The organism is Pseudomonas sp. SWRI111 (assembly GCF_014268555.1).
Lineage (GTDB): Bacteria > Pseudomonadota > Gammaproteobacteria > Pseudomonadales > Pseudomonadaceae > Aquipseudomonas > Aquipseudomonas hamedanensis.
Window position 1 is genome coordinate 153,074 of sequence record NZ_JABWQQ010000004.1, and the last position, 14,704, is coordinate 167,777.

Annotated in this window: 15 protein-coding genes; 8 read left to right on the plus strand and 7 right to left on the minus strand. The window is 61.7% G+C overall.

Going from position 1 to position 14,704, the window contains the following annotated elements; translation table 11 throughout:
- Positions 1 to 132: 132 nt before the first annotated feature.
- Both HU755_RS07610 and HU755_RS07615 read left to right on the plus strand, forming a co-directional pair.
- Positions 133 to 567: a polyribonucleotide nucleotidyltransferase gene (locus HU755_RS07610; RefSeq protein WP_186631159.1), complete on the plus strand. Its 435-nt coding sequence runs from the start codon at positions 133 to 135 to the stop codon at positions 565 to 567.
- Positions 568 to 580: 13 nt separating this feature from the next.
- Positions 581 to 1,477, plus strand: coding sequence for a cation diffusion facilitator family transporter (locus tag HU755_RS07615; protein WP_186631165.1), 897 nt, complete (start codon positions 581 to 583; stop codon positions 1,475 to 1,477).
- Here the strand turns inward: HU755_RS07615 and HU755_RS07620 are convergent.
- Positions 1,471 to 2,463, minus strand: coding sequence for a DUF6515 family protein (locus HU755_RS07620; RefSeq protein ID WP_186631167.1), 993 nt, complete (start codon positions 2,461 to 2,463; stop codon positions 1,471 to 1,473). The genes HU755_RS07615 and HU755_RS07620 overlap by 7 nt on opposite strands.
- 452 nt (positions 2,464 to 2,915) lie before the next feature.
- On the opposite strand from HU755_RS07620, the gene HU755_RS07625 reads away from it, so the two are divergent.
- On the plus strand, positions 2,916 to 3,395 hold the full coding sequence (locus tag HU755_RS07625) for an Lrp/AsnC family transcriptional regulator (protein ID WP_042561225.1): 480 nt from the start codon (positions 2,916 to 2,918) through the stop codon (positions 3,393 to 3,395).
- A 211-nt stretch (positions 3,396 to 3,606) separates the two neighbouring features.
- Complete coding sequence (locus tag HU755_RS07630; RefSeq protein ID WP_007909655.1) at positions 3,607 to 3,816, plus strand: DUF2788 domain-containing protein; 210 nt, start codon at positions 3,607 to 3,609, stop codon at positions 3,814 to 3,816.
- Here HU755_RS07630 and HU755_RS07635 read toward each other — a convergent pair.
- From HU755_RS07635 to HU755_RS07655, 5 genes are all read right to left on the minus strand, one after another.
- The gene (locus HU755_RS07635; RefSeq protein WP_238349964.1) at positions 3,811 to 4,446 is read right to left on the minus strand and encodes a pseudouridine synthase; all 636 of its coding nucleotides are present in this window, start codon (positions 4,444 to 4,446) and stop codon (positions 3,811 to 3,813) included. The two genes, HU755_RS07630 and HU755_RS07635, sit on opposite strands and share 6 nt — an antisense overlap.
- A gap of 72 nt (positions 4,447 to 4,518) precedes the next feature.
- The gene (amn, locus tag HU755_RS07640; protein ID WP_163019592.1) at positions 4,519 to 6,018 is read right to left on the minus strand and encodes an AMP nucleosidase; all 1,500 of its coding nucleotides are present in this window, start codon (positions 6,016 to 6,018) and stop codon (positions 4,519 to 4,521) included.
- A gap of 179 nt (positions 6,019 to 6,197) precedes the next feature.
- Entirely contained in the window at positions 6,198 to 7,847 is a 1,650-nt protein-coding gene (locus HU755_RS07645) for an acyl-CoA dehydrogenase family protein (protein WP_186631176.1), read from the minus strand.
- A gap of 95 nt (positions 7,848 to 7,942) precedes the next feature.
- Positions 7,943 to 10,291 carry a hybrid sensor histidine kinase/response regulator gene (locus HU755_RS07650; RefSeq protein WP_186631186.1) on the minus strand — a complete coding sequence of 783 codons (2,349 nt, stop codon included), beginning with the start codon at positions 10,289 to 10,291 and terminating at the stop codon, positions 7,943 to 7,945.
- A gap of 154 nt (positions 10,292 to 10,445) precedes the next feature.
- Positions 10,446 to 10,640, minus strand: a complete 195-nt coding sequence (locus tag HU755_RS07655; RefSeq protein WP_186631188.1) for a hypothetical protein — start codon at positions 10,638 to 10,640, stop codon at positions 10,446 to 10,448.
- On the opposite strand from HU755_RS07655, the gene HU755_RS07660 reads away from it, so the two are divergent.
- From HU755_RS07660 to HU755_RS07675, 4 genes are all read left to right on the plus strand, one after another.
- Complete coding sequence (locus tag HU755_RS07660; protein WP_186546806.1) at positions 10,639 to 11,436, plus strand: hydroxymethylpyrimidine/phosphomethylpyrimidine kinase; 798 nt, start codon at positions 10,639 to 10,641, stop codon at positions 11,434 to 11,436. The genes HU755_RS07655 and HU755_RS07660 overlap by 2 nt on opposite strands.
- A gap of 18 nt (positions 11,437 to 11,454) precedes the next feature.
- Positions 11,455 to 12,078: a thiamine phosphate synthase gene (gene thiE / locus HU755_RS07665; RefSeq protein WP_186631190.1), complete on the plus strand. Its 624-nt coding sequence runs from the start codon at positions 11,455 to 11,457 to the stop codon at positions 12,076 to 12,078.
- Between the two features lie 32 nt (positions 12,079 to 12,110).
- A complete protein-coding gene (gene hemL / locus HU755_RS07670) occupies positions 12,111 to 13,394 on the plus strand; it encodes a glutamate-1-semialdehyde 2,1-aminomutase (RefSeq protein WP_186546804.1) in 1,284 nt (427 codons plus the stop codon).
- Between the two features lie 226 nt (positions 13,395 to 13,620).
- Positions 13,621 to 14,175 (plus strand): tetratricopeptide repeat protein, encoded by a 555-nt coding sequence (locus HU755_RS07675; protein ID WP_085612557.1) that lies wholly within the window; start codon positions 13,621 to 13,623, stop codon positions 14,173 to 14,175.
- Between the two features lie 165 nt (positions 14,176 to 14,340).
- Here HU755_RS07675 and HU755_RS07680 read toward each other — a convergent pair whose 3' ends face one another.
- Positions 14,341 to 14,670 (minus strand): DUF1820 family protein, encoded by a 330-nt coding sequence (locus tag HU755_RS07680; protein ID WP_003185742.1) that lies wholly within the window; start codon positions 14,668 to 14,670, stop codon positions 14,341 to 14,343.
- Positions 14,671 to 14,704 lie beyond the last annotated feature (34 nt).

Here is a 14,704-nt window from a genome sequence, read left to right on the forward strand (position 1 = left end):
TGAGACGAGGCCGCAATTTACTGTGGGCACGCCCTGCCATCGGCGAGTATAACGGCGAACTGCCGGGCATTCGTCAGGGTCTTAACTTCACACGACGAAGCTTCGTTCTCAGATGACTCAGGAGACATTTCCATGCGCTTACCCTCTCGCCTGATCGGCGGTGTTCTGGTCGCTTCCCTGCTTACGCAAATCACTGCGTGCGGTTCGATTTTCTACCCGGACCGTCGCGGCCAGATCGACGGCAAGATCGACCCGGCGATTGCCGCGCTCGATGCCGTCGGCCTGCTGTTTTACATCATCCCGGGGCTGATCGCGTTTGCCGTCGACTTCGCCACCGGTGCAATCTATTTCGAACCGGGGCACACCGCGCAGATCGACCCGGCCAAGCTCAAGCCAGCCATCGGTGCGGACGGTCAGGTCGATAAGCAAAAGTTGCAGACAATTCTTGAGAGCGAGCTGGGAAGAGCTGCCGTTGAAATAAATAGGGCGCTGGATGATCCGCGCCTGATTCAGCACAAGGGCAGCACTCAGCAACTGGCGATGTTCGGCCTGCAACCGGCCGCCTGAACAAGGACCTTCGATGACCACCAGCCCCGAACACGCCCGCCTGCTGCGGCTGGCGACCCGCGCTTCGGTCGCAGTCGCCTGTACGCTGATCGTCGCCAAGGCCATTGCCTGGTGGCTCAGCGGTTCGGTGAGCATGCTCGCCGGCCTCACCGACTCGGCGCTGGATGGCGTCACCTCGCTGCTCAATCTGCTCGCGGTGCATTACGCCTTGCGGCCGGCGGATGACGATCACCGTTATGGCCACGGCAAGGCCGAATCGCTGGCGGGCATGGCGCAGGCGTTGTTCATCGGCGGCAGTGCGCTGTTGATCGCGTTTCAGGCCTATGAGCGTCTGAAAACACCGGAGCCGATTGGCGCGCCATGGCTGAGCATCGGCGTCATCGTTTTTTCGCTGCTGCTGACCGCCGCGCTGCTGATGTTGCAACACCGGGTGATCAAGCAGACCGGCTCCAACGCCGTGCGTGCCGATTCGTTGCATTACCGCTCGGACATGTTGCTCAACGGCAGCATCCTGATTGCGCTGGTGCTGGCCGGGTTTGGTTTTGCGCAACTGGATGCGTGGTTCGGCCTGGGAATCGCCGCGTACATCCTCTGGAGCGCAGTCCAGATCGCCCGGGAAAGTTTTTCAGTGTTGATGGACGAGGAGCTGCCGACCGATGTCAGCCAGCACATGCTCGAACTGGCGTGCAGTGTGCCGGGGGTGCTGGGCGCGCATGACTTGCGCACGCGCATCTCCGGTAATCACTGGTTTGTGCAGTTGCATCTGGAACTGCCGGGCGAACTGACCCTGTCAGTCGCCCATGGCATCAGCGATCAAGCGGCGGCGGCGATTCACACGTCTTACCCCAAAGCCGAGGTGCTGGTCCACGCCGATCCACAGGAAGTGGTGCTCGCCGCCCGAACTCAATAATTGACTTGATACCCGCGACTGCTCAGGCAATTGCCCTGCGCCTGGCGGTACGCCTGGACCACTTCGGGCGCCGGTTGGTAGGTCGCGGTGCGCGGGTCGAAACCGCTTTGCTGCACCGCGTACTGGTAGCACTGGTAACCGTCCTGCTGCACCTGCTGTGGTGACTGGCCGTTGGCCGGATACGCCTCGACGTCATAGCCTTGAGATTGTGGCGGCGGCTGCACCGGCGGTTCGACCACCACGTAATCCTGCGTGGCTTGCTGATAGGCGTAATAGGAGCCGGCGGCGAGGAATAACAGCGAACCGCCGATCCACACCTCACGGGCATAATCGGGCAAATACTGGATACGGATCCCGCGCGGCGGCTGCACGACGATGTAGCGCGGGCCTTGCGGGCGATACCAGTAGCCGCCGGAATAGAAGTAATCCTGGCCGCGATACGGCACGCGATAATCGCGATCCGGGAAGCGCTCGATCACCTGCCCCGGGCGATATTGCGGGCCTGGTCCCCAGCCATTGCCATGCCCGTTCGGGCGCCCCGGCCAGCGGTCGTCATCGGGCCGAGGGCGGGTCGGCCACTGCTGATTGTGGTAACCGTTTTGCGGGCGCTCGTCGCGGTAGTAGCCCGGACGCGGTTCCTCGGTCTGGCGCACGGTATCGGGCCGCGGCTGAATCGGCAGATTGTTGTTCGGTTGCCGGGGCGGCTCTGGCCGATTGTCAGGACGGTCGCGGTTCTGCCACTGCCCGTCGCTCTGATGAGACTGGCCGTTGTGCTCGAACTGACGACTGTTGTCGCCACGAATGATCTCGTTGTTCTGCCCGCGCGGCGTCTGCTCGCCGCCACGGCCCTGATCGTTGCCCTGATGGTCCTGGCCACGGCCATTGCTGTCGGGGCCACGATTCTGCGGCTCATCGGCAAGCGCTTGCGCACTGACACTCACACACAGCAAACCAACACCGGCCAGACGCCAGATACGCGAATTCATGCTTTTCCTCACGGCGCGAGAGCCTGTCATTGGGAGGGCCTGTTGCTAAGACTCAAAACCGGTACACCGGGTTCTGCAACAGGTTATCAGTCGCGCAACTTATTTATTGAGGCGACAAGATGAAATCGCAGGCAAGAAAAAAGGGAGACCCGTCGGCCTCCCTTCTGGAGTACTTCGTCCTGGCTCGACGCTTTTGACGTCGGCTCACCTCACGCCGTCTTCTGGACAGTGTGCAGCTCGGGGGCCGGCACAACCCCGGTGGGGGTGGCGGCCGCGGCGGGCCGGATTGGGCGGGCCGCGTGGACTGTGTTACCGAGCAGTGATTCTGGTGATAAGAATAGGCCGGACGCCGCGACAGATGATTGCGAAGATTGCTCAAATAAACACCACTTGCGCAATTTTTAACCCTGGATAGATAATCTGCCGCAATAGTTACAGCCAAGGACAGATTGATGAGCAAACTCGACCGTTACGACTTGAGCATTTTGGCGGAATTGCAACGCGACGCCCGCATCTCCAATCAGGAGCTGGCCGAGCGCATCGGTCTGTCCCCCTCGCCTTGCTCGCGTCGGGTCAAGCAACTGGAAGACGACGGCTACATTTCGCGGCAGGTCGCGCTGCTTGATCGAAAAATGCTCGGGCTGAGCCTGACCGCGTATGTGCTGATCGGCATGGACCGGCATACACCGGAGCGCTTCGAAAATTTCGAGGCAGCCATTCGCACGTTGCCGCAGGTGCTGGAGTGCAGCCTGGTGACCGGGGTGGACGCCGACTACCAGTTAAAGGTGGTGGTGCCGGACATGGACCATTATCAGAAGTTATTGCTGGGGCATTTGACCCGCATTGACGGGGTGACGAGCGTGCGGTCGAGTTTTGTGTTGAACCAAGTGCTGAACAGCACCGAGTTGCCGCTGACTCATCTGCGCAGCTGAAACCGCTTTCGCGAGCAAGCTCGCTCCCACAGGGAAATGCATTCCAATGTGAGAGCAGGCTTGCTCCCACAGGGGAATGCATTGCAAATGTGGGAGCGGGCTTGCTCGCGAAGGGGCCGGCACAGGCGACCCAGATCAATGCCACCCCCACCGACCATGACGTATACTCGCCGCCGCCCTTTCAGCCCTGCCCCCGCGCCGGAGATCGCCGATGGATCCAGCACTGCTCGAAGAATGGATGATGACCGGTCTGGTCAGCATCCTGATCATTTTCATGGGTTTCATCGTCTGGGATCTGGCGAAGAAGTCCAAGGCCGGACGGTTCGGCTCGTTCATTCTGTTTTTCGTCCTGGGCCTGGGCGTGGCCGCGTTCATCATCAAGAGTGTGGTGATCGGCCTGATCGAGTCCGGCGCTCTATAAACGCGCCGGCGCTTCTTTCCACTGCCCCTGATCGAGGCCCTCGATGGTCCAGTCGCCGATCCTGACCCGCACCAGACGCAACGTCGGCAGCCCGACCGCCGCCGTCATGCGCCGCACCTGACGGTTGCGCCCCTCGCGAATCACCAGTTCCAGCCAGCTCGTCGGCACGCTTTTGCGAAAGCGTACCGGCGGATTGCGCGGCCACAACTGTGGCTCATCCAGCTGCCGCGCTTCGGCGGGCAGGGTCATGCCGTCATTCAGTTCGACACCCTCACGCAAGCGCTGCAACTGCTCGGCCGTCGGCTCGCCTTCCACCTGCACCCAGTAAGTCTTCGCCAGTTTATGTTTCGGATCGGCAATCCGTGCCTGCAACTGGCCGTCGTTAGTCAGCAGCAGCAATCCTTCGCTGTCGCGATCCAGACGCCCGGCCGGGTAGATGCCCGGCACATCGATGTAATCCTTGAGCGTCGCCCGCCCTTCACCGTCGCTGAACTGCGTCAGCACATCGAAGGGTTTGTTGAACAGGATCAGTTTCGGTTCGGCCGGCGGCGCTTTGGCGACACGGCGTGGCGAAGAGGATGGCGGCTTCACACCGGGACGGCGCGAAGGAGGACGCGGGGGACGAGACATGGGCAGAACAACATCTGGCGATCGGGGCTGACAATGCTAGTGCCCCGACCGCCAAATGACCACGATTAACCGTTAACGGAACGGCGGCTCGTCGAAGCTGCGCAGTTTGCGCGAGTGCAGCGAGTTGAGCTCGGTGCGTAGCAGATCCACCGCTTCGATGCCGATCTTCAAATGCTGGCTGACCGCGCGTTCATAGAACGCATTGGCCGAGCCGGGCAGTTTGATTTCGCTGTGCAGCGGCTTGTCCGAGACGCAAAGCAGCGTGCCGTATGGCACCCGCAGGCGATAACCTTGCGCTGCGATCGTGCCACTTTCCATGTCCACGGCGACCGCGCGGGACAGGTTGATCAGTGGTCGCTCCTGAGCCCAGCGCAACTCCCAGTTACGGTCGTCGTAGGTCAGCACGGTGCCGGTGCGCAGGCGTTTCTTCAGGTCGTCGCCCTTCTCGCCAGTAACGTTCGCAGCCGCCTGTTGCAGCGCCATTTGCACTTCGGCCAGTGCCGGGATCGGAATGTTCGGCGGCACCACACGATCGAGAATGCCGTCGCGGCGCATGTAGGCGTGGGCCAGCACGTAGTCGCCGATGGTCTGCGACTGACGCAGGCCGCCACAGTGGCCGATCATCAGCCAGCAATGCGGACGGAGCACGGCCAGGTGGTCAGTAATGTTCTTGGCGTTGGACGGGCCGACGCCGATATTCACCAAGGTCACCCCATGGCCATCGCTGGCGATCAGGTGATACGCCGGCATCTGGTACCGGTGCCAGACCACACCGGCGGCAATCGCCGATGCTTCGCCGTGGTCCATGCCCTTTTCGATGATCACGTTGCCCGGCAAGACCATGCGCACGAAACGCGGGTCGCGGCGCAATTGTTCCAGGCCATGGACGATGAACTGGTCGACGTAACGGTGATAGTTGGTCAACAGAATCCATGGCTGCACATGGCGCCAGTCGCTGCCGGTGTAATGCACCAAGCGGCGCAGCGAGAAATCCACCCGCGCGGCATCGAACAGCGCCAGCGGCAGCGGATCGGTGTTCTCCCAATCGTAAAGGCCGTCGGCAATGCCGTCGGTCGCAGCGGACAGGTCGGTACTCGGGAACACCCGCGCCAGCACCGCGGCGGTAACGCCGGAACCGGCCAGTTCATCGCCCTGCTCGACCACATACGGATACGGAATGTTCTGCTGGCTGACGCCGACTTCGACGGTCACGGTGAAGTCGTGCATCAGCGGTGTCAGTTGTTCGAGCAGGTATTTGCGAAACGCCGCCGGGTGGGTGACGGTGACGCTGTAAGTGCCCGGCAACTGCACCTTGGCGTAAGCGCGGGTGGTCTGCGGGACTTCGCCCTGGCAATGGTAGGTCAGACGCAGCTCGGGATAACGAAACAGGGCACGCTGTGCAGCGTCGGGTTCGACGCGATCCTTGAGGTAACGCTTGAGCGCCGAGTTCAGCGCCGTGGTGGCCCGCTCATGCAGCTCGGCGAGACGATCCACGGCTTGTTCGGCGGTTTGAACGACAATAAACGCTTCGGTCACGATCAGCTTCCTGTGTTCTGACTTGCAGAGCTTCATCTTGCCTGCATCGTGGTCTCACGGGAACAGTGGCATGTTGGCAACCCCACAATATGTCGGTCACATACAGACCCTGTAGGAGTGAGCCTGCTCGCGATAGCGGTCTATCAGTCGATATTGCATTGACTGTCACACCGCTATCGCGAGCAGGCTCACTCCTACAGGGGATTGGTGGTCGGTCAGAAAAGCTGTGGGGTTGAGCGGGCGACGATGGCTTCGACATTCAGCCCGCGCGGCAACGCGCCGTAGACGCGGCCGCCACCGCCGAGACGACTGGCAATAAAGGCATCACTGACCACCGAGTTGCCAGCCTCCAGCAACAGCTTGGCCTGCAAGCCCAGGGCAATGTCTTCGGTCAACTGCCGCGCCCGATACTGAATGTCGTTGGTGTCCTTGAACTGCGCCTGCAATTGCTGGATATGCGCCGCCAGACGCTTGTTACCGTGCCCGTCACCCAATTCGCTGAACAACACGTCCAGCACACCCGGCTCTTTCGACAGCGCGCGGAGCACGTCCAGACACTGCACATTCCCAGAGCCTTCCCACGTCGAGTTCACCGGCGCTTCGCGGTACAGGCGCGGCAGGATGCTGTCCTCGACATAGCCGGCACCGCCCATGCATTCCGCCGCTTCGTTGATCATTCCCGGCGCACGCTTGCAGATCCAGTATTTGCCCACCGCCGTCACCAGCCGCGCGAATTGTGCTTCGTGGCGATCATCCAGATGATCCAGCGCCTTGCCCATGCGCAGGCTCAGCGCCAGCGCGGCCTCGCTTTCGAGCGCCAGATCGGCCAGTACGTTCTGCATCAATGGCTGTTCGCTGAGCAATTTGCCGCCGACCGTGCGGTGTGCACAGTGATGGCTGGCCTGGGTCAGCGCCTGACGCATCAGCGAGCTGGAACCGACCATGCAATCGAAGCGCGTCATCGCGACCATTTCAATGATCGTCGGCACGCCGCGCCCTTCTTCGCCAACCATCCACGCCAGCGCGCCACGAAACTCCACTTCACTGGAGGCGTTGGACTGATTGCCGAGTTTGTTTTTCAGGCGCTGGATGTAGAACTGATTGCGCGTGTCGTCCGGGCGATGACGCGGCAGCAGAAAGCAACTCAAGCCCTTGTCGGTCTGCGCCAGGGTGAGAAACGCATCGCACATCGGCGCCGAACAGAACCACTTGTGTCCGACCAGCTCATACGCCTGGCCCGGGCCGCTGGCACCGACCGGATACGCCTTGGTGGTGTTGGCGCGTACGTCGGTGCCGCCCTGTTTTTCGGTCATCGCCATGCCAATGGTCACGCCGGTCTTGTGCGCCATGCCGACGTTGCGCGGATCGTATTCAGTAGCAAGGACTTTCGGCAGCCAGCGTTCAGCCAGCTCTGGCTGCAAGCGCAAGGCCGGCACGCTGGCGAAGGTCATGGTCAGCGGGCAACCGCTGCCGGCCTCGGCCTGGCTGTGCAGATAGGTCATCGACGCGCGGGCGACATGCGCGCCTTCCTGCGGATGAGCCCACGGCAGCGAGGTCAGGCCATGTTCGATCGCGGTGCGCATCAGCTCGTGGTAAGCCGGGTGAAATTCGACCAGATCGATACGATGACCGTAGCGGTCATGGCTGGCGAATACCGGTTTGTTCTGGTTGGCAAGGAACCCGGCTTCCATCAGCGGGCCACCGGCGAGTGCGCCGTAGGCGTCGATCCGCGACTCGGCCCAACCGGCGCCGAACCGCCGCGACCACTCCTGCAAAGGCAGGTCGATGCGGTACAGGTTGGTGCCGTCCAGCGACGGTGGCTGGTTGGTGACTTCGTGGGTTTCGGCGAACTGATGCAGGTTCATGGCAGGGCTCCTTGTTCAGCAATGCCACCAGTTAAGCACTGGTGCTTTTTTGAACAAAGTGTCATATGCGCCGTTTTTGCGGCGCTTTTACCCCATCAGCAGCTAAGCACCCGACGCTCCAGCGCAGCCTGCAAATCCTCGAATTTCACCGGTTTGTGCAGATAATCGATGGCCGCGCCAGGAGCGCAGGGTTCACGGTCAGCCGTCAACGCCAGCATGAACACCGGCACATCGGCGCAGCCGGGCAAGGCGTGAATCTGGCAGCACAACGACGCGCCTTCGTGGCGGGACATCTGGCAATCGATCAACACGGCATCGAAGGTCTCGCGCTGCAGGCAGTCCAGCGCCGCCACGCCGTTGTCGGCGCTGCGTACGCGAAAGCCGAGCTTGAGCAACATGCCGCGCATCACCAGTTGATTGACGCTGTTGTCGTCGACCAGCAGCACCGTGCAGTCCTGCGGTGCCCGTGCGCAATCACGCGTCGGTGCTGACGCCGTCTCGACCTGCGGCAGCGCAAATTCGACGTCCAGTTGAAAGCGACTGCCGCTGCCCGGCTCGGAACGGTGCGTGAGCTTGCCACCGAGCAATTCCACCAGCTGCCGGCAGATCGCCAGGCCAACGCCCAGCCCGCCGTACTCGCGGGTCATCGAGCCGTCGAGCTGGAAAAAACGCTGATACAGCGTCGCCTCACCCAAATCGGAGAAACCGATGCCGCTGTCGATCACCGCGAACGACAGCGCCAGATGATTGCCGATCGAGGGCTTGCCGGTCACCCGCAACGCCAGCCCGCCGACCCGCGTGAATTTGATCGCGTTATCGAGCAGGCACTCCAGGCATTGCGCCAGTTTTGCGCTGTCGCCGAGCAGGCGATCCGGCAGAGTCGGCAGCACCTCGACCTTGAAGTCCAGCGACTTGCTCGCCGCGTTGCCCGCGAACTGCGTGCGTAGTGCTTCAATCACACCGCGCAGGCTGAAACTGGCCGACGTCGCTGTCAGCTTGCCGGCCTGCAATTCGGTGAGGGTGAGAATGCCGTTGACCATACGCATCATGTCCCGCGCGGAACCGGCGGCGGTCTGTTGATACTGCTCAAGTTCTGCGTCCATCTCGACGGTTTGCATCAGCTCCAGCGAACCGATCACACCGTTCATCGGCGTGCGCAGCTCGTGGGTCAGGGTCGCGAGGAATTCGTCCTTGAGCTTGTTGCTGTGAGCCAGTTGCTGGTTGAGCACTTCAAGTTTCTGCCCGGCGTCGTACAGGGTTTGCGCCTGTTGCTCGCGCATCGCGTTGATGCGGTCGGCCAACGCCAGCGACAGCAGCGCCACTTCGATGGCCGAGCCGATCTGGCTGGCGTACATGGTCAGGAACACGTTGGGCAGTAGACCGAGCACCATCAATGTGTTGACGATGCCGCCGAGCAGAAACGCCGACCAGGCGATGATGAAGTAACGGGCCACGCGCAAGCCTCGCCACCAGGCCAGCAGACCGGCGGCGAAAATAACGATGGTAAAGGTCAGCGCCAGCGTCGTCGCCAGGCGCAACGCCAGTGCGTAACTGGCCATCAGCGACAGACCGACCACCAGCGCGCCAAACGCAATCAGGGCTATCAGCAATCGGTCGAGCCAGCGGCTGTGGGTCTTGGTCTGCAGGAAACTGCGCGCGAACTGACTGCCGAACAAGCCTGCGCAACCGATGAAGAACGGTGTCGCAGCGTTCGCCCACCACGGGTTGTCGGGCCAGAAATACTCCACCGCCGCGCCGTTCACCGACAGCTGATAAAGGCCGAACGAAGCAATGTAGAAGATGTAATAGAGGTAGCTGGTGTCGCGCACGCTCAGGAAGATGAACAGGTTATAGACCAACATCCCCAGCAGCACGCCATAAATGATACCCAGCACATACAGGCGCACCGGCTGGTCTTCGAGGTACGCGGTACTCGACCACAACGTTACCGGTGCCTGAATCGAGCCTTCACTGGCCAGTCGCAGGTACACGGTCTGCTGTTGATCCGCCTTGAACGCAAGGTCAAACAGGTAGTTGTTCTGGCGAATCTCACGGCTGGCGAAGGGCAACGCGTCGCCGGTCTGGCGGACCAGACGATAATTGCCCTGGGCATCGGCCAGGTACAGGTCGAGATGGTCGAGCGGTGGATACGCCAGCTCCAGCAGCCAGGTGCGCTGGGCGGCGGGATTGCTCGGGCGATAATGCAGGTCGATTTTCAGCCAGAACGCCGAACGCGAATAACCGGCGTTGAGCGTGGCTTTATCGTGCGGTTTGAACTGGCCGGCGGCGGCTTGCGCGCGGACATCGGCAATGCTCGCCTGACCGCTGGGGTCTTCGAACACTTGCAGTGAGCGGCCCAGAGGCAGGCTCTGGGTGAATTCGTCGAATTCGACGGCGCTCGCCAGGAGGGGCAAGCAGAACAGCAACATCAGCAAATAGCGCATTGAAGCCCCAGCGTGGCTCGTCCGGTTGTGTCAGGAAGCCCCCCATTCCCTTTGAGTAGACGTAAAACCGGTATTACCTGTTATTGGTTTGGATCCAGACTAGCATAGCCGTTGATGGCCATTGAGCACCATTGAAATTTTTCCTATAAAGGCTCTAGAACGGGCGTTTCAGAGCAAAGCAGCGGCCTAGAGCTGTTGCATTGGTCAGGAAGATCAAAAGATCGCAGCCTTCGGCAGCTCCTGCATCGGACCGCATTCCCCTGTAGGAGCTGCCGAAGGCTGCGATCTTTTGATCTTGCGCTGCCACCCACACCCGAAAATCAGCTTTGGTGGTAAGCTCGCGCACCATGAATATCTACAGCTCCCGCCCCGTTGTCCTCTGTCTCTCCGGCCACGACCCCAGTGGTGGCGCCGGCTTGCAGGCAGATATCGAAGCCCTGCTCGCGCAGGGTTGCCATGCGGCTCCGGCCGTCACCGCCCTGACCGTGCAAGACACCGTCAACGTCACTGACTTTCGCGTCCTCGATCGCGAGTGGGTCCTGGCCCAGGCCAATGCCGTGCTCAACGACTCCGAAGTCGCGGCGGTGAAACTGGGTATGCTCGGTTCGCTGGCGATGGTCGACACGGTGGTCGAACTGCTTTCGGCGCACCCGCACCTGCCAGTCGTTTGCGACCCGGTACTGCGTGCCGGCGGCGGCGGACGCCTGGGCAAGGACGAGGTCGGCTATGCGATGCGCGAGCGTCTGCTGCCGCTGTCGATCATTGCCACCCCTAATCTTCCTGAAGCCCGCATCCTCGCCGAACTGCCCGAAGGCACCGCGGATGAGTGCGCGGAAAAACTCCTGCCGTTCGTCAAAAACCTGCTGATCACCGGCGGTCACGGCGACGAGACTGAAATCCACAACCGCGTGTACAGCCGCGACGGCCTGCGCGAAACCTTTATCTGCCAGCGCCTGCCGGGCAGCTATCACGGCTCCGGCTGCACCCTCGCCAGCGCGCTGGCCGGCCGCCTGGCCCAGGGCGAACACCTGGCCAGCGCCGTGCGCAGTGCGCTGGATTACACTTGGCGGACCCTGCGCGATGCCGAACAACTGGGCAAAGGCCAGTTCGTCCCGCGTCGCCTGCCGCTGGATTTCTGCTCGTAACGTCGTGAGGTCTGCCTGATGAAACTACGTGGCCTGTATGCCATTACCGACAGCCAATTGCTGGCCGGCAAGTTTCTTTCTTATGTCGAGGCGGCGCTGGAAGGCGGCGTCACCCTGCTGCAATACCGCGACAAGAGCAGCGACGAGGCCCGCCGCCTGCGCGAGGCCGAAGCACTGCGCAACCTGTGCGAACGCTACAAGACGCAGCTGATCATCAACGATGACGCCGAACTGGCCGCGCGCCTCAACGTCGGCGTGCACCTGGGCCAGACCGACGGCCCGCTGTCACCGACCCGCGCCCTGCTCGGTTCTAAAGCCATCATCGGCTCGACCTGCCACGCGCAAATCGCGCTGGCCGAACAGGCCGCCAAAGAAGGCGCCAGCTACGTCGCCTTCGGCCGTTTCTTCAATTCCAATACCAAGCCCGGTGCGCCGACGTGCAGCCTCGAACTGCTCGCCGAGGCCAAACGCACGCTGCACCTGCCCGTCTGCGCGATTGGCGGCATCACCCTGGAAAACGCCGCGCCACTGGTCGAACACGGTGTCGATCTGCTCGCGGTGATTCATGGCCTGTTCGGCGCCGACAGCGGCGCCGAAGTGACCCGCCGCGCCCGCGCATTCAACGAACTGCTGCGTAAATAATTCGCCAAATCCTGAAGATTGAGAGCCCGATCATGTCTCGTTCCGAAACCCTGTTTGCCAATGCCCAGAAACACATTCCCGGTGGCGTCAACTCACCGGTCCGCGCGTTCAAGAGCGTGGGCGGCACGCCGCTGTTCTTCAAACACGCCGAAGGCGCCTATGTCACCGACGAAGACGACAAGCGTTATGTCGATTACGTCGGTTCGTGGGGGCCGATGATCCTCGGCCATAGCCATCCGGACGTGCTCGACGCGGTACGCAATCAGCTGCAACACGGCTTGTCGTACGGCGCGCCGACTGCGATGGAAACCGAGATGGCCGATCTGGTCTGCTCGCTGGTGCCATCGATGGACATGGTGCGCATGGTCAGCTCCGGCACCGAAGCGACCATGAGTGCGATCCGTCTGGCCCGTGGTTACACCGGCCGCGACAGCATCATCAAATTCGAAGGCTGCTACCACGGTCACTCCGACAGCCTGCTGGTCAAGGCCGGCTCCGGCGCGCTGACCCAAGGTGTACCGAGTTCGGCCGGCGTGCCGGCGGCATTCGCCAAACACACCCTGACCCTGCCGTTCAACGACATCGGCGCGGTTGAAACCATGCTCGCTGAAGTTGGCCAGGACGTGGCGTGCATCATCGTCGAGCCGGTGGCCGGCAACATGAACTGTGTGCCGCCAGCGCCGGGCTTCCTAGAAGGCCTGCGCTCGCTGTGCGACCAACATGGCGTGGTGCTGATTTTCGACGAAGTGATGACCGGTTTCCGTGTTGCCCTCGGCGGCGCCCAGGCGCATTACGGCGTGACTCCCGACCTGACCACCTTCGGCAAGATCATCGGCGGCGGCATGCCAGTGGGTTGCTTTGGTGGCAAGCGCGACATCATGGAGCGCATTGCGCCACTGGGCCCGGTGTATCAGGCGGGAACCTTGTCGGGCAACCCGCTGGCGATGGCGGCCGGTCTGACCACCCTGCGCCTGATCAGCCGCCCGGGTTTCCACGCCGAACTGACCGACTACACCACGCGGCTGCTCGACGGCTTGCAACAGCGCGCCGATGCGGCGGGCATTCCGTTCGTCACCACCCAGGCCGGCGGCATGTTCGGCCTGTACTTCAGCGGCGCCGACGACATCGTCACCTTTGAAGACGTGATGGCCAGCGATGCCGCACTGTTCGGTCGCTTCTTCCACCTGATGCTCGAAGGCGGCGTGTACCTGGCGCCGAGCGCCTTCGAAGCCGGTTTCACCTCGATTGCCCACGGCGAAGCCGAGTTGAAACTGACCCTGGACGCCGCCGAGCGCGCCTTCGCCGCACTGAAGTAAGCACCGCCCCCGCTGACGTTGGCTATCGCCAGCGTCAGCTTTCACCTACATCTGCACGGTTTTTCCGACGCGTCTGCTAAAAATGTACGCAGAAGTGGGCGATATATTCCCCACGCAGCAGAAAAACGAGTAAAGACTTTGTAAGGATGGCCCTGCTTATTTCATAATGCGCGCTTATTGGATCCCTCGACGGGTCCGCGTGCCCTTCAGAGGTAAGTCGATTCCCATGAACCGCACCGGCCGCACCCTTGCATTGGGCTGCCTGTTGCTCCTTCAGCCCCTGCTCGCGCATGCACAAGCAGGCGGCAACTCGTTGTTGATCCCGGCGATGGGTCGTTGCACCCTCAATACTCAGCCGCAAGACGTCACGCAGGCACTGGCCGCCTGCCAGAAAGCGGCGGACGAAGGGGATGCGCAAGCGCAATACGAGTTGGGTGAGTTCTACTATGACGGCAAGAACACGCCGCGCGACCTCAATCAAGCGCTGAGCTACTTCGAAAAAGCCTCGCTGCAAGGCCACGCGCAGGCACAGTTCAAGCTCGGCACCATGTTCTTCCACGGCGAAGGCGTGCAGGCCAACAATATCCAGGCCTACATCGTGCTGAAGATGGCCGCGGTCAACGGCGCCGAAGACGCGCTGGACACTGCCGACGAAGTCTCGGAAAAAATGTCCCGCGAAGATCTCGAAACGGCTACTCAGGTGCTGGGGCAGATCTTCCGCAAATATCTGATGGAACTGCAGAGCGCCGATGGGCGTACGCCGTTCTCACCACTGCCATAAGGCCCCATGTGGCGAGGGAGCTTGCTCCCGCTGGGGTGCGAAGCAACCCTAAACCCTGCAATCCTGATCTGTCTGGTGCACCGGGGCTCTGGCTTTACGACTGCTTCGCAGCCGAGCGGGAGCAAGCTCCCTCGCCACAAACCCATTCCAATGCAGAATCTACTGTTACTTCTCAGGCATCGGCATCGGGAACGGCATCACATTGCCGACCGCGCCGCGGGCTTCGCTGATTTTCGGGGTGCCCAGACGTTCCACTTCGTCGATGCGCACGATCGAGTGCATCGGCACAAAGCTGCGCACCACGCCTTCGAACTGCGCCTTGAGCTTTTCTTCGCTCGGGTCGACGACCACTTGCGTGCGCTCGCCAAAGACGAATTCTTCCACTTCCAGAAAGCCCCACAGATCACTTTGATAGATCTGCTTGGCGTACATTTCGAACACCTGGCCCTGGTTGAGGAAAATCACCTTGTAGATTGGAGCTTCGCGTTTGGTCATGGCGGACGGATAACATCGGGGAGAAAAATGAGGG

What these genes read in the sequence shown, in the direction of transcription:
- HU755_RS07610 (WP_186631159.1), top strand. Translation starts at nt 133, where the DNA reads ATGCGCTTACCCTCTCGCCTGATCGGCGGTGTTCTGGTCGCTTCCCTG.
- HU755_RS07615 (WP_186631165.1), top strand. Translation starts at nt 581, where the DNA reads ATGACCACCAGCCCCGAACACGCCCGCCTGCTGCGGCTGGCGACCCGC.
- HU755_RS07620 (WP_186631167.1), bottom strand. Translation starts at nt 2,463, where the DNA reads ATGAATTCGCGTATCTGGCGTCTGGCCGGTGTTGGTTTGCTGTGTGTG.
- HU755_RS07625 (WP_042561225.1), top strand. Translation starts at nt 2,916, where the DNA reads ATGAGCAAACTCGACCGTTACGACTTGAGCATTTTGGCGGAATTGCAA.
- HU755_RS07630 (WP_007909655.1), top strand. Translation starts at nt 3,607, where the DNA reads ATGGATCCAGCACTGCTCGAAGAATGGATGATGACCGGTCTGGTCAGC.
- HU755_RS07635 (WP_238349964.1), bottom strand. Translation starts at nt 4,446, where the DNA reads ATGTCTCGTCCCCCGCGTCCTCCTTCGCGCCGTCCCGGTGTGAAGCCG.
- amn (WP_163019592.1), bottom strand. Translation starts at nt 6,018, where the DNA reads ATGAAGCTCTGCAAGTCAGAACACAGGAAGCTGATCGTGACCGAAGCG.
- HU755_RS07645 (WP_186631176.1), bottom strand. Translation starts at nt 7,847, where the DNA reads ATGAACCTGCATCAGTTCGCCGAAACCCACGAAGTCACCAACCAGCCA.
- HU755_RS07650 (WP_186631186.1), bottom strand. Translation starts at nt 10,291, where the DNA reads ATGCGCTATTTGCTGATGTTGCTGTTCTGCTTGCCCCTCCTGGCGAGC.
- HU755_RS07660 (WP_186546806.1), top strand. Translation starts at nt 10,639, where the DNA reads ATGAATATCTACAGCTCCCGCCCCGTTGTCCTCTGTCTCTCCGGCCAC.
- HU755_RS07655 (WP_186631188.1), bottom strand. Translation starts at nt 10,640, where the DNA reads ATGGTGCGCGAGCTTACCACCAAAGCTGATTTTCGGGTGTGGGTGGCA.
- thiE (WP_186631190.1), top strand. Translation starts at nt 11,455, where the DNA reads ATGAAACTACGTGGCCTGTATGCCATTACCGACAGCCAATTGCTGGCC.
- hemL (WP_186546804.1), top strand. Translation starts at nt 12,111, where the DNA reads ATGTCTCGTTCCGAAACCCTGTTTGCCAATGCCCAGAAACACATTCCC.
- HU755_RS07675 (WP_085612557.1), top strand. Translation starts at nt 13,621, where the DNA reads ATGAACCGCACCGGCCGCACCCTTGCATTGGGCTGCCTGTTGCTCCTT.
- HU755_RS07680 (WP_003185742.1), bottom strand. Translation starts at nt 14,670, where the DNA reads ATGACCAAACGCGAAGCTCCAATCTACAAGGTGATTTTCCTCAACCAG.